The following is a 21494-nucleotide window of genomic DNA, read 5'->3' as shown; positions in this document are numbered from 1 at the left end:
GGGGTTACATCTTGAAATTGAAGGTGATGACAGAAGGAAAATGACGGTATGTCCGAATTCAGTGAGGGTGTGTTTGAAACATTAAAAGAGTTTAAGCCGCCAGGACGTAGATCATATCGGCAGTGAAACCGGCTATGAGATCAAGATGTACGCTGAAAACCGATGGACCGCATGACAGAACAAGAGAGCACATCTCTTCGAAAAAGTGTATACGCGTGATCATGGACAGCTTATTCCGTTTTGCGCGAGCATTGAGGGGAATTTTACGCCAGGCCATATGAATCTATGGAGCGTGAGAAAATCCTGCTTTTTTTCTGTAAGCCTGAGACTGTTTATTTGTTTCAGGCGGTGTTTTCAAGGGGAAGCCGCATCAGCGGCTGAAAGTCATGCGTTTAAGAGAACAAGCCTTGGTTTGTGACATAGTCATAAATGATATCTTCTATATGCGCATGCAAATCCTCATCCGGTTCTTCATTCCGTCTCTCTTGTAGAGCCGCTTTCAGGCTTTGTTTTTCATACGGGCTTAACGGATCTATAGCAACGTTTCTGCCGTATTGCCGCAATGCCTGTTCCATCATTTTTTCGACAAATTTCTCCATCATGACTCTCCTATCCTTATGCTTCGCTTTTATTCTACTAAATGTTTTTCTTCTCTCAAACCCTTGGATCATATTTTCTGTCAGACAAGAATCATTTACCAGTATAAAACGAACATACTTTCGCATATAATGAAAAACGAACATAAGTTCTTTTTAGAGGTGTGTATGATGAAAGAAAAAGTGATTTTTCTCGTTGACATGCAATCGTTTTATGCATCTGTAGAGAAAGCGGAAAATCCACATTTGAAAAATAGGCCCGTCATTGTTTCGGGTGACCCTGAAAAAAGGGGCGGAGTCGTATTGGCTGCCTGCCCGCTGGCGAAACAAAAGGGTGTGGTGAATGCTTCACGGCTGTGGGAGGCGCAGGAAAAGTGTCCTGAGGCTGTTGTGCTCCGGCCGCGTATGCAGCGGTATATTGATGTATCACTGCAAATTACGGCCATTCTCGAGGAGTATACAGACCTTGTGGAGCCTTATTCTATCGATGAACAGTTCATGGACATTACAGGCAGCCAGAAGCTGTTTGGGACGCCGATGGAGATCGCGAAAAGCATTCAGGGCAGAATCATGCGGGAGATCGGCGTTTATGCACGGGTCGGAATCGGCCCTAACAAAGCGCTGGCCAAAATTGCGTGTGACAATTTTGCCAAAAAGAATAAGAACGGTATTTTTACCTTAACGAAAGAAAATATGAAAACCGAAATGTGGCCGCTCCCGGTGGGCAGCATGTTTGGCGTCGGGAGCCGCATGAAGCATCATTTAAATCGGATGGGCATCAGCACGATCGGCGGGCTCGCGGCTTTTCCGCTCGATCTTTTAAAAAAGAAATGGGGCATTAACGGCCACGTGCTGTGGATGACGGCAAACGGAATCGACTATTCCCCTGTGTCAACTTCGTCTCTGGACGGGCAAAAGGCGATAGGCCATGGAATGACTCTCCCGAGAGACTACGAACACTTTGACAAAGAAATCAAGGTCGTATTGCTTGAGCTGAGTGAAGAAGTGTGCAGGCGAAGCCGAAACGCCGGGGTCATGGGGCAGACGGTGTCAGTGAGCTGCCGGGGTGCTGATTTTGATTGGCCGACGGGCTTCAACCGGCAAGTGAAGCTGGCAGAGCCGACTAATTCTACTCAGGATGTATATGAGGCTGTACGCCGGCTGTTTCTTACATTTTGGGACGGGAAACCTGTCCGCCGCCTCGGTGTCAATCTGTCTCAGCTCTCATCTGATGACATATGGCAGCTCAATTTATTTCAGGATTATGCAAAGAAAATGAGCCTAGGCTATGTGATGGACGGCATTAAAAATCGATTCGGCGACACAGCAATCATCAGGGCGGCGTCACTGACAGCGGCAGGCCAGGCATTTGAACGTGCGGCTAAAATAGGGGGGCATTATAAATGAACGATCATTTAAAAAGGGGCAACCTGCTGTGGGAAGGGAGCAGGATGTTTCTGCCGGAACATAAGCAAAGCCTGCTGGAGAGAAAGCGGCTTAAACAAAAGCTGCAGAAGCCGATCCTTGATCCCGATAAGCTGGAAGAGATGAATCAAACGCTTTGCGCCGCGATGGAGTTCGCTCAGGATATCACTGTCAGCTGCTTTCAGGACGGTGAGATTGTCCGCTGCACCGGGAAGATCTGCCGGTATGAAGAGTTTGAAAAAGCAGTATGGATAAAAGGAGACGAGGATCAGCTTTATAAGCTGAGACTTGATCAAGTGCTTGATATTGTGCTGTAAAGTCTCTCCTCCTGCTTGGGGGAGAAATAGGCTAAAATGATGAAACATTGTTCCCTCGGCAGTCTGGAAACGTATGATAAAGGAAAGAAGGCATTTACAATTCCAGCCAGGCAAAATATAATTTTTATATTGTGAGAAAAAGAGCTGACATTCGTTTTGCCAGACGGAGGGAGATCAAATCGTAATGGATATTCGAACAATCACGTCTTCAGATTATGAAATGGTAACGTCTGTACTGAATGAATGGTGGGGCGGCAGACAGCTGAAAGAAAAATTGCCGAGACTATTTTTTGAGCATTTTCAGGACACAAGCTTTATTACATCCGAACATAACAGCATGACGGGATTTTTAATCGGATTTCAATCGCAATCGGATCCTGAAACGGCGTACATTCATTTTTCCGGTGTGCATCCAGATTTCAGAAAAATGCAAATTGGGAAACAATTGTATGATGTATTTATCGAAACAGTAAAACAAAGAGGCTGCACCCGGGTAAAGTGCGTCACTTCACCTGTGAATAAGGTATCAATCGCATATCACACAAAATTGGGGTTTGATATTGAAAAGGGCACCAAGACGGTAAATGGCATCTCAGTGTTTGCAAACTATGATGGCCCAGGCCAAGACAGGGTACTGTTTGTCAAAAACATATGAGGGGGAAATATGATGAATTTTTTATCAAAAACACCTGAGCCTCCTTACTATGCAGTCATTTTTTCTTCTGTCAAAAGCGAAAATGACACAGGATATGGAGAAACAGCGGAGCGGATGGTATCGCTTGCGGCGGATCAGCCTGGATTTTTAGGCGTGGAAAGCGTACGTGAAGCGGATGGAAGGGGCATCACAGTTTCCTATTGGGACAGTATGGACGCAATTAACCATTGGAGGCATCACACTGAACATCAAGCAGCAAAAGAAAAAGGAAAAAGCGTTTGGTACGAGTCGTATGCAGTCCGCGTCGCAAAAGTCGACAGACAGCGGCTGTTTCAGGAGAACACGAATGATTGAATTTCTCCAGCATAAGGAAGATACGATAGCGCGTGAGATTTTAGCCGTACAGATCCCCGCCTACATAAAGGAAACAGAGATTATCGGTTTTGACGGTATTCCCGCTTTACAAGAGAAGGTGAAGGATATTCAAGCATCCCATGAACGGTTTGCGGGATATCGGAAAAACGGCAAGCTGATCGGTGTCATTTCATATGAGAAAAACATGCATCATCTCACCATTTGCAGGCTTGTTGTGCATCCTGACGGTTTCAGAAAAGGAATTGGACGAGCACTTCTGCAATTTGTCATTGATTATAATGAAGACGCTGAGAAAATCGAAGTAGTCACAGCCGAGAACAATACCCCGGCCGTGTCACTCTATACACAGGCTGGATTCCAAAAGGCAGAAACCGTCAAAGCAGCGCAGGGTCTATTGCTGTCGGTCTTTCATTTGTATCCGAAAAGAAAAGTTGAGGTCATTCTCTATAACGAAAAATGGGCAGAATGTTTCGATGAAGAAAAAGAACGGCTGAAACTTGTGTTCGGGCCGGAGATTATCGCTGTTCATCACATCGGAAGCACATCAATACCGAACATGGCAGCGAAGCCAATCATTGATATGTTAATTGAAGTCAGAAGCATTGAAGCCGTGAGCCAATTTGATGAACAAATGAAGGCTAACGGCTATACACCAAAAGGTGAGAACGGCATAGCGGGCAGGCGTTATTTCCAAAAGGGCGGAAATAAACGCACTCATCATGTCCATATGTACGAACAGGGAAACCCTGCTATTGAAAGGCATCTGTTATTCAGAGATTATCTCAGAGCTCATCCAAACATAGCGAAAGAATACGCCGTTCTCAAAAAACGGCTGGCGGCCCAGCATCCTGACAGCATCAATCAGTACATACAAGGGAAAGATGAGTGGATCAAGACTGCAGAAGAAAATGCGAAGCGATGGAAAAAAGGCAGAAACAATGCGAATGGCAGTGTTGTATGCTACAATAGCGAAAATGATGAAAACGGGGGTTTCACCTTATGAACATACATGTGACAGATGCAGCAAAACAGGCACTGCAGCAGGCGTTTGACGCCAACCCGGGGAAAAAAGCCCAGCTTCGTTACGATGCAGAAGGATGCGGCTGCGCGGTAAGCGGTGTCCCGACAATCTGGCTGGCAGAAGAATTAACGGGACAGTGCGAGCAGCTGGAAACGAACGGCATTCCGCTGTATATCCAATCGTCACAAAAAGTGTTTTTTGACGATCAAATGACGATCGATTACAATGAAAAAGCCAAAACATTGGCGCTGAAAAGCCCGGCTGAAATGCTCAGCCCCAGAATGAGCATATTAGTAAAGTAGGAGACGCGAAACGTGGAACAAAAGCTGAAGGCAATGAAGAACACAGCACAAAATAAAACGTGGGTATCCTTCCTGAATCAAAACCATCCCTATACCTTGCTTCACTGGTCAATTGGAGGAGCAGAGTCCATCAAGAAAGATGTCTGGCTATTGCAGGATGAAATGACCTTCGAGACGCAGGAGTTTACAACGATAGATCTTGCGATTGAATGGATCAGAGAAAATATGGATGGCATTACCGACGTTCTGTAACATAAAAAAGCGAAAGAGCCGAAGAGGCCTTTCGCTTTTTTATTCTGTTGAATCATTCATGTTGTCTAAAAACTCCTGCACTGTTTTTCGGTACGTATCCCGATTTTTGGTATATGACATGGCGTGTTCACCGTTCTCGGCAATGTACAGCGCTTTCGGCCCGCGTTTCTTTTCATAAAGCCGCTCGGTTGAAGAAACAGGAATGTAGTCATCATCCTTACTGTGAATAAAGAGGACCGGCTTTTCGATTTTATCAATGACAGCAAGCGGAGATACTTCACGTGCGCGATAGCCGCCTCTCAGCTTCAAAAAGAAGTCGGCGATAGGAAGCAGGGGCCAAGACGGGAGCCTGTATTCCGCTCTCAGCCGGTAGGCAAGCTGTTCATCAAAACATGCGAACGGACAATCGGCAATATAAAAATCAGCGCCATCGCTGCAGTGTGCACCAGCGTAAAGCAGGGCGGTCACAGCTCCCATCGACTCACCGTGAATTCCGATCAATCCGCGATGATTTGTTTTGTTTTTGAGCCAGCTGACAACCTTATTGAGATCATCCTTTTCGTAAAACCCGTAGCTGGTCGTCTTTCCGCCGCTTTGGCCATGCCGGCGGTGGTCATAAATGAGCACATTCCAGCCGAGATCAAGAAATAAATGCATATACTTAAGAGAATTCAGCACATTCATGGTTACCCCGTGGCAGATGATGATGGTATTTGGTGTGTCATGCGGTGCGACATGGTATCCTTTTATGTCGTACCCGTAAGCGGAGGGTATCACAAAAGCGGTTTTCTCCATTTGCTCAAATGATTCAAACACATCATGTCCGTTGTCTGTCTCTCTTTTGATAATGTCTTCATCCGTTTTTTTCTTGATGAATAGAATCATATTTGAAAAAACAATTCCGATTGCGATGACAGCTGTTACGAGAGCGCCAATGGCCAAAAGGATTTTCTTCAAAAGTCACAGCACCTTTCAACTAAATATAGGTAATTCGTGTTTAAAATCATTATACCTAAACACTGCTCCGCTGAGAAAGTGATCAGAAGAGAGTCTGCTTGTTCAGTGTATATGCTCCGTGATAAACTGTCTTCAAAACAAAACATGGGGGAAGTCTCAATGAAAAAACAAAAATCCGCTGACAAACACCAGCTAAAAGACGGCCTTCAATCCGATATCAAAGCAAAGCTTATGGAGATGAAGAGCCAATTGAAGGAAGAGGATGAAAAGAGGCAGGAAAGAGAAAAAGCAGAACAGATTAGAAAGAAAAAAGAGATCGAAAAAAATAAGAGCTTTGAAGAACTCCTAAATGAAAGCCAAATGGATTGGCATCAATATAAATAAACCAGCACCCGTACAGGTGCTGGTTTTTCTGCTATGAGCGATGAGCTTTGTAAATGTCTTGTTTCGCATGAGATTGGAGCGCTTTGATTTCCTCTTCGGTTAAACGCCGTGCATTTGCTGCCTGAATATTTTCCCGTAACTGCTCAATCTTACTGGCGCCTGTAATCACTGAAGCGACAGCCGGCTGTGCTAGCAGATACTGCAGCGACTTTTCTGTCATGGAAAGATCGGGAGCCACTTCCTCCATTGCCTTGCGTGCATTTGTCAGTTCCTCGAATGAATAGGACAAGTACCCGTTTTGTTTCATGCTGTCTGAAGCTTGATCAAGCGGTTTTTCAGTTAAGAGCCCTTTGGCAACAGGACCTCTGGCGACTACGCTGATTTGATGTTCCTCTAAAAGCGGGAGCCATTCCTCAGGGCGTCTGTCAAACAGGCTGAATTGCATCATAATGCTGACGATGTTTGATTTTTTTACATATTCTTTAATCACATTCGGGCGGATGGAAGAAATGCCGTAGTAGCGGATGACACCTTCTTGTTTTAATTCCTCAAACGCTTCGATCGTTTCATCAATGTTGTCCTCTATCGTGCCGCCGTGAAGCTGATAAAGGTCGATATAATCTGTTTTCAGACGTGTAAGGCTCTTTTTTACCGCCTCTTTTATGTAAGCTTTTGAAGGGTCCCAATACCAGCCCTCGCTTCCGTCATCCCAACGGTTTCCCGCTTTTGTTGCCAGTATAATATCCTGGCGTCTGTTTTGGATCGCATCACCGACAATTTCTTCGTTGCGTCCCCGGTCATACAAATCCGCTGTATCCAAATAGTTGATGCCAAGCTCGATCGCTTCATCCAGAATGGACAAAGCTTGGTTTTTTTCAGTTCCAAGAGACATACAGCCGAGTCCGACTTCACTAATGTCTAAATCAGATGTACCCAATTTGCGCTTTCTCATGTGCACACTCCTTTTTTAGGCTTTGTATTGACCGTAATATAAAGGAGCTAAAGTTTCAACTTTTATGGCTTTGAGATCCAATCTTTCACATATTGAAATGTGCGTCCATACTCTTTTAACTTCGCCCGAATTTCCCATGCTTTTCCGACTAAGACAACACCTTTTGGCATGCGGTGCACTTTCACGAAGAAGCCCCCTTTTGCTCTAGTATGATAAAATGTATGGGGCATCATATAGAGACAGAACGGGAGATGAAGAAATGAAATCATTAGAAGAAAAAACAATTGCCAAAGAACAGATCTTTTCGGGTAAAGTCATTGATCTTTATGTCGAGGATGTAGAGCTGCCAAACGGCAAAGCCAGTAAACGTGAAATTGTGAAACACCCTGGAGCTGTAGCGGTACTAGCCGTCACAGATGAAGGGAAAATCATCATGGTCAAACAATTCCGTAAGCCGCTTGAGCGGACGATCGTTGAAATTCCGGCCGGTAAGCTTGAAAAAGGTGAGGAGCCGGAGTATACGGCACTTCGGGAACTTGAAGAGGAAACCGGTTATACAGCAAAAAAACTGACAAAAATAACTGCGTTTTATACATCACCCGGATTTGCAGATGAGATCGTTCACGTTTTTCTTGCTGAGGAGCTTTCTGTGCTTGAAGAAAAACGGGAGCTTGATGAGGACGAGTTTGTTGAAGTGATGGAGGTGACGCTTGAAGATGCGCTAAAGCTGGTTGAATCGCGTGAAGTATATGATGCTAAAACAGCCTACGCGATTCAGTATCTTCAACTGAAAGAAGCGCTCCAAGCACAAAAATGAAAAAGATTTACGCGGATTTGCACATTCATATCGGCCGGACCTTTACAGGAAGGGCTGTCAAAATAACAGGCGCCAAAACATTAACGCTGGACAGAATTTTGGTTGAAGCCAGTGAACATAAAGGAATTGAACTCCTCGGCATTATCGACTGTCATTCTCCGGAAGTCATTCTAGAGCTTGAGGAAGGCATTTCATCTGGAAAATATCGCGAGCTTGACGGGGGAGGAATCCGTTATCGCAGCACGACTCTTTTATTGGGGAGCGAGCTGGAGATTTATGATGAAGCCTGTAGCGGACCAATCCATGTGCTCGTATTTATGCCGACGCTGGCTGATATGAAACAGTTTTCAAACTGGCTGTCAGCCCGGCTGAAAAATATTCATTTAAGCTCGCAGCGGATTTATGAAACGGGCTTAAACCTGCAAAAAAAAGTGCAGGATATGGGCGGCTTGTTTATCCCCGCCCATATCTTTACGCCGCATAAAAGCTTATATGGAAAAGGGGTTAAATCAAGCTTAACTGAGGTTTTTGATCCATCTATGATAGACGCGGTGGAGCTTGGATTAAGCTGTGATACAGACATGGCATCACAGGTATCTGAATTGAATCCGTATCCTTTTTTAACAAATTCTGATGCGCATTCGTTGGGGAAAATCGGCAGAGAATATAATGAACTATATGTGCAGTCAGCTGATTTTACTGAATTTGCTCTTGCATTAAAGGGACAAGATGACAGGAAAATTATCGCAAATTATGGCTTGGACCCGTTATTGGGGAAATATTATCAGACTGCTTGCGAAGCGTGCGGAGAGCCTGCTGTAAGCGGGGAAACAGCGTGCGTGAATTGCGGAAATGCCAGATTTACCAAGGGAGTCAGCGAAAGATTGCGTGAATTGAGTGATCAGCTTGAAGTTCGCGTCCCGCGTCCGCGATATGTACATCAGATCCCGCTGCAATTTGTTCCGGGTGTAGGCCCGAAAACGCTGGACAAACTAAAAAAAGCCTTCGGAACAGAAATGGCTGTTCTTCATGAGGCTGCAGAAGAAGATTTGGCTCGCGTTGTCCCGCCGAAAACCGCGGCGCTTATCGTAAAAGCGAGATCCGGAAAACTGGAATTGAAAGCCGGAGGAGGAGGAACCTACGGTAAAATTAAACCGTGAGCTAAAGATTAACTCAGTTCCTCCTGTACTTTTCTTTTTGTGCGTATAAAGGTAATCAGCTGGATGATTTCATCTTCACTCAGCGGCTGGCCATCAACAGAAATGGTAAAGTCAAGGCTGCTCCACGTGGCCAATTCTATGGCCTGAGGAGCAGTCTGTTTTTGTTTCTCGCGGCCTAAAAGTTCATCGCAGGTTGTGTCAAAGAGGTCAGCCAGCATGGCAAGCGCTTCAAGTGAAGGCCGTCGGTAGCCTGACTCGTAGCCGGCATATGTGCTTTTTGCGATACCGAGAAGGTCAGCTGTATATTGAAGCGACCAATTTTTCTTTTTTCTCAATTCAGTTAAACGATCTAGATTCATGAACTTCCGCTCCTTTTTCACCTTGAGCTGATTATATCATATAGGTATTAGGAAGTGTACGCGAATTGAATAATAATGTCTTGCGTATTTTATTTTCCGTGTCTATAATTGCATTAAAAGTATGCGAAAAGCGAATACCTTCTCGCAACCCATCTTTAGATACAGTGAAGAGGTGCATGGTATGAAAAAATTATTGATGTTGACAACTGGGGGAACAATTGCTTCAGTTGAAGGGGAAAATGGGCTGGCTCCCGGAGTCAAGGCTGATGAATTATTAAGTTACGTATCAAAACTTGATAACGATTACACAATGGAAACTCAGTCGCTTATGAATATAGACAGCACCAATATGCAGCCTGAATACTGGGTGGAAATAGCGGAAGCCGTTAAGGAAAATTATGATGCCTATGACGGGTTTGTTATTACTCACGGTACAGATACAATGGCCTATACATCTGCAGCACTATCGTATATGCTGCAGCATGCCAAAAAGCCGATTGTCATCACCGGCTCGCAGATTCCGATCACGTTCCAAAAAACCGATGCCAAAAAAAATATTACTGATGCCATTCGATTTGCCTGTGAAGGCGTGGGCGGCGTTTATGTTGTATTTGACGGCAGAGTCATTCAGGGAACGCGTGCGATCAAATTAAGAACGAAAAGCTACGACGCATTTGAAAGCATCAATTACCCATATATCGCTTTTATCAATGAAGACGGGATTGAATACAACAAACAAGTAACGGAACCTGAGAACGACACCTTCACAGTTGACACTTCACTATGCACAGATGTATGTCTGCTGAAGCTGCATCCAGGCTTAAAGCCCGAAATGTTTGATGCCCTGAAAAGCATGTACAAAGGAATTGTCATTGAGAGTTATGGCAGCGGAGGGGTGCCGTTTGAAGGCAGGGACATTTTGTCAAAAGTGAATGAGCTGATCGAAAGCGGCATTGTCGTCGTCATTACGACTCAATGTCTTGAAGAAGGCGAAGACATGAGCATTTACGAGGTTGGCCGCAGAGTCAACCAAGACTTAATTATCCGATCAAGAAATATGAACACAGAAGCAATTGTGCCAAAATTGATGTGGGCGCTAGGTCAGTCTTCGGATCTTCCTGTCGTCAAGAGAATTATGGAAACGCCGATAGCTGATGACGTTGTCCTGTAAAATGTAAAAACGATAACCAGCAAAGAGAAAGAAGGTTAAAGATTATGTTAAACGGCCAAAAAGAATATCGCGTGGAAAAAGACTTCCTTGGGGAAAAACAAATTGAGGCAGATGTTTATTACGGAATTCAGACGCTCCGTGCTTCTGAAAATTTCCCGATCACAGGATACAAAATCCATGAGGAAATGATTAACGCACTGGCGATTGTGAAAAAAGCTGCGGCTCTTGCCAACATGGACGTGAAACGGCTGTATGAAGGAATTGGCCAAGCTATCGTACAAGCCGCTGACGAGATTCTGGAAGGCAAGTGGCACGATCAGTTTATCGTCGATCCGATTCAGGGCGGTGCCGGAACTTCTATGAACATGAACGCGAATGAGGTTATCGGAAACCGGGCGCTTGAAATCATGGGACATAAAAAGGGAGATTATATCCATTTAAGTCCAAACACACATGTGAACATGTCACAGTCTACGAACGATGTGTTCCCGACTGCTATTCATATTTCCACATTGAAGCTCTTAGAAAAACTGCTGAAAACAATGGAAGATATGCATAGTGTGTTTAAGCAAAAAGCACAGGAGTTTGACTCTGTTATTAAAATGGGCCGGACACACCTTCAAGATGCGGTTCCGATCCGTCTTGGCCAGGAATTCGAAGCTTACAGCCGTGTTCTCGAGCGTGATATCAAACGAATCAAGCAATCGCGCCAGCACCTATATGAAGTCAACATGGGCGCAACTGCTGTTGGTACAGGGCTGAACGCTGATCCTGAATATATCAAACAGGTAGTAAAGCACCTTGCTGATATTAGCGGGCTTCCTCTTGTCGGCGCTGACCATCTTGTTGATGCGACACAAAATACAGATGCCTATACAGAGGTATCAGCTTCATTAAAAGTCTGCATGATGAACATGTCGAAGATCGCAAACGACCTGCGCTTAATGGCGTCGGGACCGCGCGCCGGACTTGCGGAAATTTCTCTGCCTGCACGTCAGCCGGGTTCATCTATTATGCCGGGGAAAGTCAATCCGGTTATGGCGGAGCTGATCAACCAAATTGCGTTCCAGGTTATCGGAAACGACAATACAATCTGCCTTGCTTCAGAAGCCGGCCAGCTTGAGTTGAACGTCATGGAGCCCGTGCTTGTCTTTAATTTGCTTCAATCCATCAGCATCATGAACAACGGCTTCCGTTCGTTCACTGACAACTGCTTAAAGGGCATTGAAGCCAACGAAAAGCGGTTGAAGCAATACGTAGAAAAAAGCGCAGGCGTGATCACAGCTGTCAATCCGCATCTTGGATATGAAGCGGCTGCCAGAATTGCCCGGGAAGCGATTATGACAGGCCAATCAGTCCGTGACCTTTGCCTGCAGCATGATGTGCTGACTGAAGAAGAATTGGATATTATTTTAAACCCATATGAGATGACCAAACCAGGTATCGCAGGGAAAGAACTATTAGAAAAATAAAATTTGTATAAAATACAGCTTATTCATCTCCGAATAGTCGGATGAATAAGCTGTTTACAACATAGGGATGAGGAAGTATAGTATACGTGTTGCACTATATATTGAAAGCGTTTTAGCTTTTACATGAAGGGGGACTTCTTTTGAAGGATGTAAGATTGCCAACACTATTTGAAATTATTATTGTACTAGGAGTATTTTTAGCACTTGTTCTATCGTTTACAGTCTTTCTCGACTTGCCGATACAGCTGGCGCTTTTTGTTTCATGGTTTATTGCAATGCTTTTAGGTATAAGACTCGGTTATTCTTATAAAGATTTACAAAATGCGATTGTACATGGGATATCAAATGGCCTTGAAGCCGTACTGATTCTCGTTTCAGTTGGGGCGCTCATCGGAACATGGATTGCCGGAGGCGTTGTGCCGACTTTGATTTATTACGGACTGGAATTTATTCACCCAAGTATCTTTTTACTGGCAACGTTAATTATTTGTTCCATTATGTCTGTGGCAACAGGAACGTCATGGGGAACAGTCGGAACTGCCGGTATTGCCATGATCGCAATTGGAGAGGGTTTAGGCATTCCGCTTCCTCTAGTAGCGGGAGCTATTCTTTCAGGTGCTTATTTCGGGGACAAGCTGTCTCCGCTGTCTGACAGTACAGTTCTAGCTTCTTCACTATCAAAAGTCGATGTATTGGCTCACGTGAGAGCAATGCTTTATTTATCAATACCTGCTTATGTCATTACAGCTATACTCTTTACAGTTGTTGGATTTATGTACGGCGGGAAAAATATTGATCTTGATAAAGTTGAATTCTTAAAATCATCTTTGCAAAACACGTTTGACATTCATATTTGGATGCTGATCCCGGCAGTTGTCGTCATAGTCTTATTGGCGATGAAAAAGCCATCTATGCCGGTTATCGTAATTGGCGCTTTACTCGGTGCAATCTGGGCTGTTGTTTTCCAAGGAATGGATATTGCCCATGCGATTGCAACTGCGTACAACGGTTTCTCTATTAAAACTGATGTTGAATTTTTGAACGGCTTGTTAAACCGCGGTGGAATTGTCGGTATGCTTGATTCTCTCGTCGTCATCATCTTTGGCCTTGGTTTTGGCGGTCTGCTTGAGAAACTCGGCGTGTTAAAAGTCATTGTTTCAACGTTTGAAAAGAAATTAACTTCAGCCGGCAATGTCACATTGTCTACACTGATCGTAGCGTTTTTAGCGAACATCTTCGGCTGTGCGATGTATGTATCTCTTATTTTGACTCCGAAAATTATGGAAGACAGCTATGATCGCTTGCATCTGGACAGAAGAGTGTTATCACGTAACTCAGAGGTCGGGGGAACATTGACTTCGGGGATGGTACCTTGGTCTGATAATGGGATTTACATGGCTGGTATTTTAGGTGTTTCTACCTTCTCTTATCTGCCGTTTATGTGGCTCAGTTTTGTAGCAATAGGTCTTGCAATTATCTATGGTTATACAGGAAAATTTATATGGTATACGAAAAACAATACAGTTAAAGCCGAAAAACTAGGCTAATAGGGGAGGATCACTGAATGATAGCGAAACACATGATTCGGACACTGATGATCGAAACGCCTTCGGTTCCCGGAAATCTTGGAAGGGTGGCTACGGCAATCGGCCTTCTGGGCGGAGATATTGGTGAAGTGGAGACGGTAAAGGTCGGACCCAATTACACAATGCGGAATATTACCGTTCAAGTGGAGAATGAAGAACAGCTTCAGGAAGTGATCGCGGCTGTACAGGCCCTCGGAGAAGGGATCAGGCTTCACACTGTATCTGATGAAGTCCTGTCCGCACATGAAGGCGGAAAAATCCAAATGAAAAGCAAAATGCCGATCCGTTCACTGGCAGAGCTGGGACGTGTCTACACACCAGGTGTTGCGGACGTGTGCCGACTGATCGAAAAAGAACCTGAAAAAGCTTCTATTTATACAACGATCAGCAATTCTGTTGCAATTGTAACGGATGGAACTGCAATTTTAGGCCTTGGGAATATCGGCTCTGTGGCTGGCATGCCTGTCATGGAAGGAAAGGCTGCTTTATTTGATCAGCTGGCGGGCATTAGCGGCATTCCGATACTGCTTGATACGAGTGATCCTGAAGAAATCATCAAAACAGTAAAACATATTTCTCCGGGCTTTAGCGGCATCCTTCTTGAGGATATCGGTTCGCCGCATTGTTTTGAAATCGAGGATCGCCTAAAAGAGGAGCTGAACATCCCTGTTATGCACGATGACCAGCATGGTACAGCTGTAGTGACGCTGGCAGCTGCCATTTCGGCATGCAGGAGTGCGGGAGTTGACCTGAAAGAAGCGAAAGTGGGGCAAATCGGCCTTGGCGCAGCAGGCGTGGCCATCTGCCGGATGTTCATGGCTTATGGTGTGAATGCTGTGTACGGCACAGACAAATCAGAGTCAGCAATGAACCGTCTCGAACAATACGGCGGACAGGCAGTTTCCAGTATTGAGGAGCTTATGGAAACATGTGATATTGTCATTGCTACAACGGGCGTTCCGGGTTTAATAAAACCGGCATTTGTACGTTCTGGTCAAGTGATTCTGGCTTTATCGAATCCGAAGCCGGAAATTGAGCCGGAGGCCGCACTGCAGGCTGGCGCCGCATATGCAGCTGACGGGCGTTCTGTTAATAATGTACTCGGTTTTCCGGGGATTTTTAGAGGAGCGCTTAACGCAAAAAGCACGGAGATTAATCATGATATGCTTGTCGCAGCAGCAGAGGCCATCGCAGCTTGCACTAAACAAGGTGATGTTGTCCCTCAGCCGCTTGATTCAAAAGTCCATCATGCGGTAGCAGCAGCTGTCGAGCATGCAGCTCTTACAGCAGTGAAATAAATGTAGCTAAACAGCACCTGTCGTAGCAGGTGCTGTTTTTTTCTTATTATTGTTCAATTTTGTTATCATTACTATGAAAAAAAGGGAGTGATCACATGGCAAAAAGCCAAGCGAAAAAGAAGCGGGAGCATCGATTGAGAAACGGCGGACGTGACGTCTTATTATCAAGAGGCAGCACACCATCTTTCAGCACACATGAAAGAATGACAAAAAGCAAAAAAGAGATTTTGAATAAACGGAAGCATAAGAATCCTTATGATCATACAGCAGTTGATGATAAGGATTTTTTTGTGCCCCAAAAAGTCGCCTAGCATTCGTCTCTATCGTTTCTTTTTGAAAAAGGGCATGTTTTTCCGTTTCTTTCATACAATCTATTAAATCAAATCACTAGAACGGGCGGGAGGAAACGGTATGCGAAAAATCTCTTATAAGGACATGTTTCTCAGGCATGTCAAAGATCATCTCTCTCTTTATATATTTGTGTCAGTGCTGTTTTTCATGGGTGTCATCTTTGGCGCGATTATTGTCAACAGTATGACCATCAGCCAGAAAGAAGATTTATACTACTACTTAAGTCAATTTTTTGGACAGCTTTCGGATGGAAAACAGGCAAGTTCAGCTGATATGTTTGGGCAAAGTATCTTTCATAATGCAAAGTATTTAGGCCTGATGTGGATACTGGGAATTTCCGTCATTGGGATGCCGATTATTTTCATTATGATCTTTCTGAAAGGGATCGTCGTCGGCTTTACTGTCGGGTTCCTAGTCAATCAGATGGGAGTAAGCGGGTTTTTCCTATCATTTGTCTCCGTTTTGCCGCAAAATGTGCTGCTGATTCCGGCTTATCTCATTATGGGCACATGTGCAATTGCGTTTTCTTTAAAGTTAATCAGACAGCTGTTCGTGAAACGAAGCCTGCATGACGCGCCGATTCAATGGTTCGGGCGGTATGCCTTTGTGCTGCTGGTCATTCTGTTTTTAGCGCTGATTTCATCTCTCTTTGAAGCATACTTATCTCCTGTTTTAATGGAAAAGCTTACATCTAGACTTTTTTAAAATCATTATTAAAAGAAAATCATTTTATTTATCAGTTTATAATAATTATAGTTGGAACTCTGCGCGTATTTTGTTATAATGAGTCATGGAATGCGGCGTAGGAGGGAAAGACATGGAAAACCGTATTGATCGAATTAAGAAACAACTGCACTCATCCAGCTATAAACTTACGCCACAGCGTGAAGCGACAGTAAGAGTGCTGCTTGAAAACGAAGAAGACCATTTAAGCGCAGAAGATGTATACCTCCTCGTAAAAGAGAAATCTCCTGAGATCGGTCTCGCTACAGTATACCGTACGCTTGAATTATTAACTGAATTAAAAGTCGTAGATAAAATTAACTTTGGAGACGGTGTGTCCCGTTATGACCTTCGGAAAGAGGGCGCAGCTCACTTTCATCACCACTTGGTGTGCATGGAGTGCGGAGCCGTTGATGAAATTGAAGAAGATTTGCTTGAAGACGTGGAAGAAATCATTGAACGTGATTGGAAATTTAAGATTAAAGATCATAGATTGACGTTTCACGGCATTTGCCACCGCTGTAACGGAAAAGAAACTGAATAGACGGTGCCGAGCGCGAACCTTTTCTCATGGGGAAAGGGTTTTTTGCTGTTTCTATGTATAAAACCTTTCTGATTTGGCATATGGTTTATATAACTGGAACCATAGGAAAGGATCGATTAGGACATGGGAAGATTCCTGAAAACAGCTGTCGATGCATTGAAAGTTTTCATCCTGTTTACCGGTTTTACCGCTTTGTTCTATTATGCTATGATATGGGTGAATCAAGAGTATGAAAACTATCATCGGTATGATAAACCGGAAGGCTCCGCTGTAAAAGTTGTTGAAATGGATCAGGATGAAAAAGGCGGATGGTTCGACCGGTTGATCTTTTTTTACCAAAACGGGGAGTAGATCAAGAGTGAAAGATCAAATAAAGGATTTCATCCACTACGTCATGGTAGAGAGAGGGCTCTCTCAAAATACGATCGTATCCTATGAACGTGACTTGAAAAGCTATTCTCTCTACTTAACAGAAACCCTTCATGTTACAGATTGGAATCACGTTACCCGCATACATATTATCCAATACTTAAAGCATTTGAAGGACTCGGGGAAATCCGGCAAGACATCGGCGCGGCATTTGGCATCCATTCGCTCTTTTCATCAATTTCTGCTCAGGGAAAAAGTAACGGATAAGGACCCTTCCGTTCATATCGAAACACAAAAGACGGAACGGGCGCTTCCGAAGGTGCTCGCACTCAATGAAGTCGAGCGATTATTGGACACGCCTAAGCTGACGAGCCCTTTCGGATATCGGGATAAAGCAATGCTGGAGCTGCTTTATGCGACAGGCATACGAGTCAGTGAAATGATTGAGTTGAAAACGACAGATGTTCATTTATCTATGGGGTTTGTCCGATGCTTCGGCAAAGGAAGAAAAGAACGGATTGTGCCAATTGGTGAAGCCGCCGCTTCCGCCATTGAGGAATATATGACAAAAGCCAGGGGAAAACTGTTAAAAAATAATGTATCTGACGCCCTCTTTTTAAATCATCACGGCAAACAGATCAGCCGCCAGGGATTTTGGAAGAACCTGAAAAAAATCGCGTTGGAAGCCGGCATTAAGAAAGAGCTGACTCCGCATACACTCAGGCATTCCTTTGCGACGCATCTGCTTGAGAACGGGGCAGATTTAAGAGCGGTGCAGGAAATGCTCGGTCATGCGGATATATCCACAACGCAAATTTATACGCATGTGACGAAAACAAGGCTGAAGGATGTGTACAAGCAGTTTCATCCGCGAGCATAGCCGCAGGTGGCTGCGGCTTTTTTGTTTAGAGCGACAGAAAATATTGAAGTTTCTCATTATTTCCAAATGCATTGTCAACGGGAATGAAAACGGTTTATACTTGAGTTGTCAGACCTCTTAGCGATACAATAGACGTATAGAAAAAAAGGAGGCTTTCAAGATGCCTGCATACAAATATAATCGTGTGTTTTTAATTGTGATGGACTCAGTCGGAATCGGCGAAGCGCCGGATGCCGCTGACTTTAATGACGAAGGCGCTCATACGCTCGGTCATATTGCCGAGCATATGAACGGATTACATATGCCGAATATGGCAAAGCTCGGCCTTGGTCTTATCGAAGATATCAAAGGTGTAGAAAAAACAGAACACCCGCTTGCCTACTATGGAAAAATGCAAGAAGCGTCAAACGGAAAAGATACGATGACCGGCCATTGGGAGATTATGGGTTTATATATTGATAAACCATTTAAAGTGTTCCCGGAAGGCTTTCCTGATGAATTGCTTCAAGAGCTGGAAAAGAGATCTGGCCGCAAAATTATTGGAAACAAGCCGGCTTCCGGCACAGCGATTTTGGATGAGCTTGGTCAGGAGCACATGGAGACAGGGGCTTTAATTGTTTACACGTCTGCTGACTCTGTTCTGCAAATTGCCGCTCACGAAGAGGTTGTGCCGCTTGAGGAGCTGTATCGCATTTGCGAAACGGCGAGAGAGCTGACGCTTGATCCGAAATATATGGTTGGCCGCATTATTGCACGGCCGTTCGTCGGAGAGCCGGGTCAATTCAAACGGACGCCAAACCGCCATGACTATGCCCTTAAACCGTTTGATCGCACTGTCATGAATGAATTGAAAGACAGCGGCTTAGATGTGATTTCAATCGGTAAAATCTCTGATATTTACGACGGAGAAGGCATTACTTCTTCACGCAGAACGGTTTCTAATATGGACGGAATGGACAAGGTGATCGATACGCTGGGAGAAGATTTTACGGGTCTGAGCTTTGCGAACCTTGTTGATTTTGACGCGTTATTCGGACACCGCCGTGACCCTGAAGGCTACGGACGCGCGCTTGAAGAATTTGATGCGCGGCTTCCGGAAGTGTTTGAAAAAATGAGAGAAGACGATCTGTTAATTATTACAGCCGACCACGGCAATGATCCGATTCATCATGGGACTGACCATACACGCGAGTATGTGCCGATTCTCGCTTACAGCAAAAAACATAAGAAAGCGCAAATGCTGCCGCTTGCAGATACATTTGCCGATATTGGCGCAACGATCGCTGATAATTTCCAAACAAATAAACCGAAATACGGGAAAAGCTTTTTATCTTTATTACAATAGGGGGACTGTTTCTTGAAGGACAGAATTGAACGCGCAGCCGCTTTTATTAAACAAAACCTGCCGGAATCTCCAAAGATCGGCCTTATTTTAGGCTCAGGTCTTGGCATTTTGGCGGACGAAATCGAAAATCCGGTCAAGCTGAAATATGAAGATATACCTGAATTCCCGGTATCTACTGTTGAAGGGCATGCCGGACAGCTTGTGCTTGGCACTCTTGAAGGAGTTTCCGTCATTGCAATGCAGGGCCGCTTTCATTTTTATGAAGGCTACTCAATGGAGAAAGTCACATTCCCTGTACGCGTGATGAAAGCGCTCGGTGTGGAAGCGTTGATCGTGACAAATGCCGCAGGCGGTGTCAACACTGAATTCCGTGCGGGAGATTTAATGATTATTACCGATCATATCAACTTTATGGGAACAAACCCGTTAATCGGGCCAAACGAAGCAGATTTCGGCGCCAGATTTCCAGATATGTCTTCAGCCTATGACAAAGATCTGTCCAGCCTGGCTGAAAAGATTGCGAAAGACCTTAATATCCCAATTCAAAAAGGCGTGTACACTGCTGTGACAGGACCTTCTTACGAAACACCGGCAGAAGTCCGTTTCTTAAGAACGATGGGCTCTGATGCAGTCGGCATGTCTACTGTTCCGGAAGTCATTGTAGCGAATCATGCGGGAATGCGGGTTCTTGGCATTTCCTGCATCTCTAACGCGGCAGCCGGAATTCTGGATCAGCCTTTAAGTCACGATGAAGTGATGGAAGTGACCGAAAAAGTAAAAGCTGGATTCTTAAAGCTTGTTAAAGCGATCGTCGCTCAGTACGAATAAATATGAATCAATGCAGGACCAAAAGACAGCTGTGTCTGACATCACACAGCTGTCTTTTTTTATGCCCAAAATTCGAAACATTTTCCATCAGTGGCGTATAAAACCATCACGCTTGGAAAAAATAAAAAGGATTATGAAATGGAGGGCTTTTGAGATGAAACGTCTTTTATCCACTTTGTTGATTGGTATAATGCTGCTTGCATTTGCACCGTCTGCATTTGCAAAACAAGACGGAAAACGTACATCGGAGCTTGCTCATGAAGCGAAGTCTGCGGTGCTGATAGAACGTGACACGGGAAAAGTGCTTTACAACAAGAACAGCAATGAGAGACTGGCGCCTGCAAGCATGACGAAAATTATGACGATGCTTTTGATTATGGAAGCTTTAGATAAAGGCAAAATCAAAATGAGTGATAAGGTCCGTACAAGCGAACATGCGGCGTCAATGGGCGGCTCACAGATATTCCTTGAGCCCGGCGAAGAAATGACTGTCAAAGAAATGCTGAAAGGCATCGCAATCGCTTCGGGAAATGACGCTTCCGTCGCCATGGCTGAATTTATTTCCGGCTCTGAAGAAGAATTTGTGAAGAAAATGAATAAAAAAGCAAAAGAGCTGGGATTGAAAAATACATCCTTTAAAAACCCAACAGGACTGACCGAGGAAGGACACTACAGCTCTGCTTATGACATGGCAATCATGGCTAAGGAATTATTGAAATACGAATCAATTACGAAGTTTACCGGCACGTATGAAGATTATCTGCGTGAAAATACAGATAAAAAGTTTTGGCTTGTAAATACAAATCGCCTTATCAAATTTTATCCTGGTGTAGACGGCGTAAAAACAGGTTATACAGGCGAAGCGAAATATTGTCTGACTGCTTCGGCTAAAAAAGGAAACATGCGGGCCATAGCGGTTGTATTCGGAGCGAGCACGCCTAAAGAAAGAAACGCGCAAGTGACAAAAATGCTTGACTTCGCCTTTAGCCAGTATGAAACGCATCCTTTATATAAACGAAATGAAACAGTAGCAAAAGTAAAGGTCAAAAAAGGGAAACAAAAATTGATCGAACTCACTACATCTGAGCCGATTTCAATATTGACGAAAAAAGGCGAGGATATGAACGATGTGAAAAAAGAAATCAAGATGAAGGACAATATTAGTGCTCCGATTCAAAAAGGCCAAGAGCTTGGCACTCTTGTTCTGAAAAAGGATGGAGAAGTACTCGCTGAAAGTCCTGTTGCTGCAAAAGAAGATATGAAGAAAGCCGGGTTTATCACATTCTTGAAGCGGACGATGGGAGACTGGACAAAATTTAAGTAATTATGCCGAATGACCACTAGTTTTGTCACGG

General features: G+C 44.3%; 27 protein-coding genes. 22 read left to right on the top strand and 5 right to left on the bottom strand.

Annotation, left to right across the window (positions count from 1 at the left end; all coding sequences use genetic code 11):
• Window positions 1–392 precede the first annotated feature (392 nt).
• Window positions 393–599: a YqzH family protein gene (locus tag KXZ66_RS12490; protein ID WP_014477257.1), complete on the bottom strand. Its 207-nt coding sequence runs from the start codon at window positions 597–599 to the stop codon at window positions 393–395.
• 165 nt (window positions 600–764) lie between these two features.
• Here KXZ66_RS12490 and KXZ66_RS12485 point away from each other — a divergent pair, with 165 nt between their 5' ends.
• From KXZ66_RS12485 to KXZ66_RS12455, 7 genes are all read left to right on the top strand, one after another.
• Window positions 765–2003, top strand: coding sequence for a DNA polymerase IV (locus KXZ66_RS12485; protein WP_010886562.1), 1239 nt, complete (start codon window positions 765–767; stop codon window positions 2001–2003).
• Window positions 2000–2338: a YolD-like family protein gene (locus tag KXZ66_RS12480; RefSeq protein ID WP_003230403.1), complete on the top strand. Its 339-nt coding sequence runs from the start codon at window positions 2000–2002 to the stop codon at window positions 2336–2338. Before KXZ66_RS12485 ends, KXZ66_RS12480 begins: the two co-directional genes overlap by 4 nt.
• Window positions 2339–2522: 184 nt before the next feature.
• Window positions 2523–2993, top strand: coding sequence for a GNAT family N-acetyltransferase (locus KXZ66_RS12475; RefSeq protein WP_004398668.1), 471 nt, complete (start codon window positions 2523–2525; stop codon window positions 2991–2993).
• A 9-nt stretch (window positions 2994–3002) separates the two neighbouring features.
• Window positions 3003–3347, top strand: coding sequence for an antibiotic biosynthesis monooxygenase family protein (locus KXZ66_RS12470; RefSeq protein WP_003230407.1), 345 nt, complete (start codon window positions 3003–3005; stop codon window positions 3345–3347).
• On the top strand, window positions 3340–4371 hold the full coding sequence (locus KXZ66_RS12465) for a bifunctional GNAT family N-acetyltransferase/GrpB family protein (RefSeq protein ID WP_124048149.1): 1032 nt from the start codon (window positions 3340–3342) through the stop codon (window positions 4369–4371). The genes KXZ66_RS12470 and KXZ66_RS12465 overlap by 8 nt, the downstream gene beginning before the upstream one ends.
• Entirely contained in the window at window positions 4368–4691 is a 324-nt protein-coding gene (locus tag KXZ66_RS12460; protein ID WP_003226552.1) for an iron-sulfur cluster biosynthesis family protein, read from the top strand. The genes KXZ66_RS12465 and KXZ66_RS12460 overlap by 4 nt, the downstream gene beginning before the upstream one ends.
• Window positions 4692–4703: 12 nt before the next feature.
• Entirely contained in the window at window positions 4704–4943 is a 240-nt protein-coding gene (locus KXZ66_RS12455) for a YqkC family protein (RefSeq protein WP_003230411.1), read from the top strand.
• 39 nt (window positions 4944–4982) lie between these two features.
• Here KXZ66_RS12455 and KXZ66_RS12450 read toward each other — a convergent pair whose 3' ends face one another.
• The gene (locus tag KXZ66_RS12450; protein WP_003230413.1) at window positions 4983–5900 is read right to left on the bottom strand and encodes an alpha/beta hydrolase; all 918 of its coding nucleotides are present in this window, start codon (window positions 5898–5900) and stop codon (window positions 4983–4985) included.
• 159 nt (window positions 5901–6059) lie between these two features.
• On the opposite strand from KXZ66_RS12450, the gene KXZ66_RS12445 reads away from it, so the two are divergent.
• On the top strand, window positions 6060–6284 hold the full coding sequence (locus KXZ66_RS12445; protein ID WP_003230416.1) for a YqkE family protein: 225 nt from the start codon (window positions 6060–6062) through the stop codon (window positions 6282–6284).
• A 31-nt stretch (window positions 6285–6315) separates the two neighbouring features.
• Here KXZ66_RS12445 and KXZ66_RS12440 read toward each other — a convergent pair whose 3' ends face one another.
• Both KXZ66_RS12440 and mciZ read right to left on the bottom strand, forming a co-directional pair.
• Window positions 6316–7236 carry an aldo/keto reductase gene (locus KXZ66_RS12440; protein ID WP_072173304.1) on the bottom strand — a complete coding sequence of 307 codons (921 nt, stop codon included), beginning with the start codon at window positions 7234–7236 and terminating at the stop codon, window positions 6316–6318.
• Between the two features lie 62 nt (window positions 7237–7298).
• On the bottom strand, window positions 7299–7421 hold the full coding sequence (gene mciZ / locus KXZ66_RS12435; protein WP_003230420.1) for a Z-ring formation inhibitor MciZ: 123 nt from the start codon (window positions 7419–7421) through the stop codon (window positions 7299–7301).
• A 74-nt stretch (window positions 7422–7495) separates the two neighbouring features.
• Here mciZ and nudF point away from each other — a divergent pair, with 74 nt between their 5' ends.
• Both nudF and KXZ66_RS12425 read left to right on the top strand, forming a co-directional pair.
• A complete protein-coding gene (gene nudF, locus KXZ66_RS12430) occupies window positions 7496–8053 on the top strand; it encodes an ADP-ribose pyrophosphatase (protein WP_004398600.1) in 558 nt (185 codons plus the stop codon).
• Window positions 8050–9213 carry a TIGR00375 family protein gene (locus KXZ66_RS12425; RefSeq protein WP_043857763.1) on the top strand — a complete coding sequence of 388 codons (1164 nt, stop codon included), beginning with the start codon at window positions 8050–8052 and terminating at the stop codon, window positions 9211–9213. The genes nudF and KXZ66_RS12425 overlap by 4 nt, the downstream gene beginning before the upstream one ends.
• Window positions 9214–9221: 8 nt before the next feature.
• On the opposite strand, the gene ansR is transcribed toward KXZ66_RS12425, so the two are convergent.
• A complete protein-coding gene (ansR, locus tag KXZ66_RS12420; RefSeq protein WP_004399024.1) occupies window positions 9222–9572 on the bottom strand; it encodes an HTH-type transcriptional regulator AnsR in 351 nt (116 codons plus the stop codon).
• 181 nt (window positions 9573–9753) lie between these two features.
• On the opposite strand from ansR, the gene ansA reads away from it, so the two are divergent.
• The 12 genes from ansA to dacF all read left to right on the top strand — a co-directional run bounded on the left by ansA (window position 9754) and on the right by dacF (window position 21463).
• On the top strand, window positions 9754–10743 hold the full coding sequence (gene ansA / locus KXZ66_RS12415; RefSeq protein WP_004399032.1) for an asparaginase: 990 nt from the start codon (window positions 9754–9756) through the stop codon (window positions 10741–10743).
• Between the two features lie 44 nt (window positions 10744–10787).
• Window positions 10788–12215: an aspartate ammonia-lyase gene (gene aspA, locus KXZ66_RS12410; protein WP_014477246.1), complete on the top strand. Its 1428-nt coding sequence runs from the start codon at window positions 10788–10790 to the stop codon at window positions 12213–12215.
• Between the two features lie 140 nt (window positions 12216–12355).
• Window positions 12356–13762 (top strand): malate-H+/Na+-lactate antiporter MleN, encoded by a 1407-nt coding sequence (gene mleN / locus KXZ66_RS12405; protein WP_014480178.1) that lies wholly within the window; start codon window positions 12356–12358, stop codon window positions 13760–13762.
• A gap of 17 nt (window positions 13763–13779) precedes the next feature.
• On the top strand, window positions 13780–15099 hold the full coding sequence (locus tag KXZ66_RS12400) for an NAD-dependent malic enzyme (RefSeq protein WP_004398731.1): 1320 nt from the start codon (window positions 13780–13782) through the stop codon (window positions 15097–15099).
• 95 nt (window positions 15100–15194) lie between these two features.
• A complete protein-coding gene (locus KXZ66_RS12395) occupies window positions 15195–15410 on the top strand; it encodes a hypothetical protein (protein WP_029317958.1) in 216 nt (71 codons plus the stop codon).
• 100 nt (window positions 15411–15510) lie between these two features.
• A complete protein-coding gene (gene spoIIM / locus KXZ66_RS12390) occupies window positions 15511–16155 on the top strand; it encodes a stage II sporulation protein M (RefSeq protein WP_004398593.1) in 645 nt (214 codons plus the stop codon).
• 112 nt (window positions 16156–16267) lie between these two features.
• On the top strand, window positions 16268–16717 hold the full coding sequence (gene fur, locus KXZ66_RS12385) for a ferric iron uptake transcriptional regulator (RefSeq protein ID WP_003223972.1): 450 nt from the start codon (window positions 16268–16270) through the stop codon (window positions 16715–16717).
• Window positions 16718–16840: 123 nt separating this feature from the next.
• Window positions 16841–17068, top strand: coding sequence for a YqzK family protein (locus tag KXZ66_RS12380; RefSeq protein WP_003230440.1), 228 nt, complete (start codon window positions 16841–16843; stop codon window positions 17066–17068).
• A gap of 7 nt (window positions 17069–17075) precedes the next feature.
• Complete coding sequence (xerD, locus tag KXZ66_RS12375) at window positions 17076–17966, top strand: site-specific tyrosine recombinase XerD (RefSeq protein ID WP_014480176.1); 891 nt, start codon at window positions 17076–17078, stop codon at window positions 17964–17966.
• A 160-nt stretch (window positions 17967–18126) separates the two neighbouring features.
• Window positions 18127–19311, top strand: coding sequence for a phosphopentomutase (deoB, locus tag KXZ66_RS12370; RefSeq protein ID WP_015251776.1), 1185 nt, complete (start codon window positions 18127–18129; stop codon window positions 19309–19311).
• 12 nt (window positions 19312–19323) lie between these two features.
• Window positions 19324–20139, top strand: a complete 816-nt coding sequence (locus KXZ66_RS12365; protein ID WP_003230447.1) for a purine nucleoside phosphorylase I, inosine and guanosine-specific — start codon at window positions 19324–19326, stop codon at window positions 20137–20139.
• A 154-nt stretch (window positions 20140–20293) separates the two neighbouring features.
• Window positions 20294–21463: a D-alanyl-D-alanine carboxypeptidase DacF gene (gene dacF / locus KXZ66_RS12360; protein ID WP_120028335.1), complete on the top strand. Its 1170-nt coding sequence runs from the start codon at window positions 20294–20296 to the stop codon at window positions 21461–21463.
• Window positions 21464–21494 lie beyond the last annotated feature (31 nt).

This window comes from Bacillus sp. LJBS17, from assembly GCF_019334685.1.
Lineage (GTDB): Bacteria > Bacillota > Bacilli > Bacillales > Bacillaceae > Bacillus > Bacillus subtilis.
The sequence above is the reverse complement of the archived record's forward strand: the minus strand, read 5'-3'. Positions and strand labels throughout refer to the sequence as shown.

What these genes read in the sequence shown, in the direction of transcription:
- KXZ66_RS12475 (WP_004398668.1), top strand. Translation starts at nt 2,523, where the DNA reads ATGGATATTCGAACAATCACGTCTTCAGATTATGAAATGGTAACGTCT.
- KXZ66_RS12470 (WP_003230407.1), top strand. Translation starts at nt 3,003, where the DNA reads ATGATGAATTTTTTATCAAAAACACCTGAGCCTCCTTACTATGCAGTC.
- fur (WP_003223972.1), top strand. Translation starts at nt 16,268, where the DNA reads ATGGAAAACCGTATTGATCGAATTAAGAAACAACTGCACTCATCCAGC.
- KXZ66_RS12465 (WP_124048149.1), top strand. Translation starts at nt 3,340, where the DNA reads ATGATTGAATTTCTCCAGCATAAGGAAGATACGATAGCGCGTGAGATT.
- KXZ66_RS12400 (WP_004398731.1), top strand. Translation starts at nt 13,780, where the DNA reads ATGATAGCGAAACACATGATTCGGACACTGATGATCGAAACGCCTTCG.
- KXZ66_RS12395 (WP_029317958.1), top strand. Translation starts at nt 15,195, where the DNA reads ATGGCAAAAAGCCAAGCGAAAAAGAAGCGGGAGCATCGATTGAGAAAC.
- KXZ66_RS12490 (WP_014477257.1), bottom strand. Translation starts at nt 599, where the DNA reads ATGGAGAAATTTGTCGAAAAAATGATGGAACAGGCATTGCGGCAATAC.
- ansR (WP_004399024.1), bottom strand. Translation starts at nt 9,572, where the DNA reads ATGAATCTAGATCGTTTAACTGAATTGAGAAAAAAGAAAAATTGGTCG.
- KXZ66_RS12380 (WP_003230440.1), top strand. Translation starts at nt 16,841, where the DNA reads ATGGGAAGATTCCTGAAAACAGCTGTCGATGCATTGAAAGTTTTCATC.
- nudF (WP_004398600.1), top strand. Translation starts at nt 7,496, where the DNA reads ATGAAATCATTAGAAGAAAAAACAATTGCCAAAGAACAGATCTTTTCG.
- KXZ66_RS12480 (WP_003230403.1), top strand. Translation starts at nt 2,000, where the DNA reads ATGAACGATCATTTAAAAAGGGGCAACCTGCTGTGGGAAGGGAGCAGG.
- aspA (WP_014477246.1), top strand. Translation starts at nt 10,788, where the DNA reads ATGTTAAACGGCCAAAAAGAATATCGCGTGGAAAAAGACTTCCTTGGG.
- ansA (WP_004399032.1), top strand. Translation starts at nt 9,754, where the DNA reads ATGAAAAAATTATTGATGTTGACAACTGGGGGAACAATTGCTTCAGTT.
- spoIIM (WP_004398593.1), top strand. Translation starts at nt 15,511, where the DNA reads ATGCGAAAAATCTCTTATAAGGACATGTTTCTCAGGCATGTCAAAGAT.
- KXZ66_RS12460 (WP_003226552.1), top strand. Translation starts at nt 4,368, where the DNA reads ATGAACATACATGTGACAGATGCAGCAAAACAGGCACTGCAGCAGGCG.
- KXZ66_RS12425 (WP_043857763.1), top strand. Translation starts at nt 8,050, where the DNA reads ATGAAAAAGATTTACGCGGATTTGCACATTCATATCGGCCGGACCTTT.
- KXZ66_RS12485 (WP_010886562.1), top strand. Translation starts at nt 765, where the DNA reads ATGATGAAAGAAAAAGTGATTTTTCTCGTTGACATGCAATCGTTTTAT.
- KXZ66_RS12445 (WP_003230416.1), top strand. Translation starts at nt 6,060, where the DNA reads ATGAAAAAACAAAAATCCGCTGACAAACACCAGCTAAAAGACGGCCTT.
- deoB (WP_015251776.1), top strand. Translation starts at nt 18,127, where the DNA reads ATGCCTGCATACAAATATAATCGTGTGTTTTTAATTGTGATGGACTCA.
- dacF (WP_120028335.1), top strand. Translation starts at nt 20,294, where the DNA reads ATGAAACGTCTTTTATCCACTTTGTTGATTGGTATAATGCTGCTTGCA.
- KXZ66_RS12440 (WP_072173304.1), bottom strand. Translation starts at nt 7,236, where the DNA reads ATGAGAAAGCGCAAATTGGGTACATCTGATTTAGACATTAGTGAAGTC.